We start from the raw sequence: 2,248 nt of genomic DNA on the forward strand, positions 1-2,248 counted from the left end.
GCGCAGGACTGACCCGCCGCCGGCGGAGGAGGCCCGGTGGTCCGGGGCCTCAGGCCGGGGCCAGGTGACTTCGGAGAGTCACCGTCAACCTCCGTATGCCAGAGGTGAATCCGGCGCCCGGGATACACGAGTGCCGCCGAGGGGCGATAGGGTTACTGTGCCCGGGGCCGGGTGCCCTCGTACGGGTGGGGAGTGACATGGAACAGATAGCAATGCGCAGCAGGCCACGAGTGCCTGCGATCACATGCGGAAGCGGTGCGACCAGTTCGCGCCTCGACCGCCATCTCTCGGTGCTCGGCGGCCCTGTCGTCCCGCAGCGCGAGTCGGCGGAGGCGACATCCCTGATGCGTGAGCTCACCTCACGCGATGTCGCCCACTCCAGGACGGGCAGGGGCGCGCGGGTGAAGCTCTTCGCCCCGCTGCGACGGCTGCGCCGTTCGCTCTTCGGCAGCCGCGGCTGAACCTTCCGAACCGGAACGACCGGTCCACGACCGGGCGACCACACCGTCCCGTGCGGCGCTGCTCACGTCCCGCCCGTCATCCCCGGGGCGTCCAGTGGTGCGTCGGTGTGTTCGCCGGGCTCCCCACCCCGACCTGCCTCAACCCGGCCAGGCCCCGTCCGGCCCGTGGGTCCTCCCCAGCCCGCAGGCCGCCCGTGAGAGGTACGGACATGGCGAGCGGCACGTGATGCCGTGCGCGGTACGGACGCCGTACACGTTGCCGATGCCGTGCGCGTTACGGATGCCGCGAGTGGCGCCGATGACCGCGGGGGCTTCAGCCGGTGTCATCACCAAACAGCGGTAACGGCCGTGTCACACCAGGGCGAACTGGCCCTCCGGCCCCTCCTCGTGGTGGTCGAGCACCGATGCGGGGCGGCGGGCCGCCGCGGGGACCGGCAGGACACCTGCCGCCTCCAGTTCTGCCCGCCCGATCCGCGGGCCCGACGCCAGCTTCCGCCGCAACTCCCGCTGTTCGGAGCGGAGCCCGGCCAGCAGAGCCAGCACGGTGATCAGTTCGAGCAGTTCGGAACTCCACTCGGGGGGCCAGCCGGACGGGCGCAGCGCCTCCAGCGTGCCGGGCTCCGCCGGAGCGTTCCTGCGCCCGAACCACAGATCGAGCACCCGCACACCGCCCACCGTGAAGTCCCATGCAGTGGCCGGAACCGGTGAGATACGCCCGGTGCCGAGCAGCAGGGTCTCCTCGTCGGGGTCGTACGCGAGTGCCCCGGGCCGTGGCGGGACGGCTGCCCGCACATAGGGCCGGCGGCCACCGGGCAGCCGGGGCCGGTCACCGCCGCGCGCCCCGCGCAGCTGGATCCGCAGCAGTTGACCTCCCAGTGCGGTTCCGGCCGACCAGAGCTCCGGGTCGGCGGGGAGCGGTACGGCGCACCCGCCGGGCACCGGCCCGGCCGCGGCCATCGCCCAGGCGAGTATCTGCTCGGCGGTGACCTCCTGGCCGTACCGCGTGGTGAGCAGATCCGCCAGCCCCGGTGCGATGTTGGGCTCGGCGCCGCCCGGCCTGCGGTGCAGCGGCCTGATCCGGCCCGCCCGGCCCGCCGGGGTACGGCCGTCCGGGAGCACGGCGGAGACCAGCAGCGCCGGACCCGGGTGCCCGGCGGCCTCGTCCGCCGCCGTACCGGCCCGTGCGGTTCCGCCGCCGCCCGCCGGGCTGTTGCGCGCGGCGCCGTCCCCGGGGGGCCCGGCCTGTTCGACGACGAAGAGCTGATGGGCGTCGGCGACCCGCCACAGCTCCGGGCGGGCCGCGTCGAGCAGTCGATGGTCCGGGATCAGCCACTGCTCGTCGAACGGACCGCATCCCAGCCGGACCGGTGCGGGGCACGGTCCCGTCTCACGGCTGAAGCGGCCCGTGCCGGTGGGCTGTCCCGGCAGCGCGGGTACGGAACTCTCCGGCGTCCTGGCCCTGGTGGGGCGGAAGAGGCGTTCACGTTCGGGTCCGTCGGCCCGTACCAGGGTGTCCCAGCGTGCCCTGAGCGAACGCGCGTCGGGCGCCACCACCCAGTCACGCCCCAGCCGGGGGGACTGCGCCGACCAAGGCATCAGATCGTCGAGCAGGGGAGCGTCATCCGTCACGGTCCGCATGTTAGGGCCTGTCGTCGGAGCGCTGCCCGCCGAGCGACCACCCTTCGGGCCACGACGGCACTTCGGCGACAGGCCGCGGAGCCTGTGGCCGGTCGCCGTGCTCCGGGAAAGCGGGGTCGGGGGGGTGGGGAGGGGTCTCGGGTGTGGGG

The 2,248-nt window shown here is 74.1% G+C and carries 2 protein-coding genes; one reads left to right on the forward strand and one right to left on the reverse strand.

Annotated features, from left to right (window positions below; all coding sequences use genetic code 11):
• Positions 1-197: 197 nt before the first annotated feature.
• Positions 198-461 carry a hypothetical protein gene (locus ACFXBC_RS14595; protein WP_385023383.1) on the forward strand — a complete coding sequence of 88 codons (264 nt, stop codon included), beginning with the start codon at positions 198-200 and terminating at the stop codon, positions 459-461.
• Positions 462-812: 351 nt separating this feature from the next.
• Here ACFXBC_RS14595 and ACFXBC_RS14600 read toward each other — a convergent pair whose 3' ends face one another.
• Entirely contained in the window at positions 813-2,099 is a 1,287-nt protein-coding gene (locus ACFXBC_RS14600) for a type ISP restriction/modification enzyme (RefSeq protein WP_385023385.1), read from the reverse strand.
• Between the last annotated feature and the right edge of the window lie 149 nt (positions 2,100-2,248).

It is taken from the genome of Streptomyces sp. NPDC059398, assembly GCF_042751845.1.
Classification (GTDB): Bacteria; Actinomycetota; Actinomycetes; order Streptomycetales; family Streptomycetaceae; genus Streptomyces.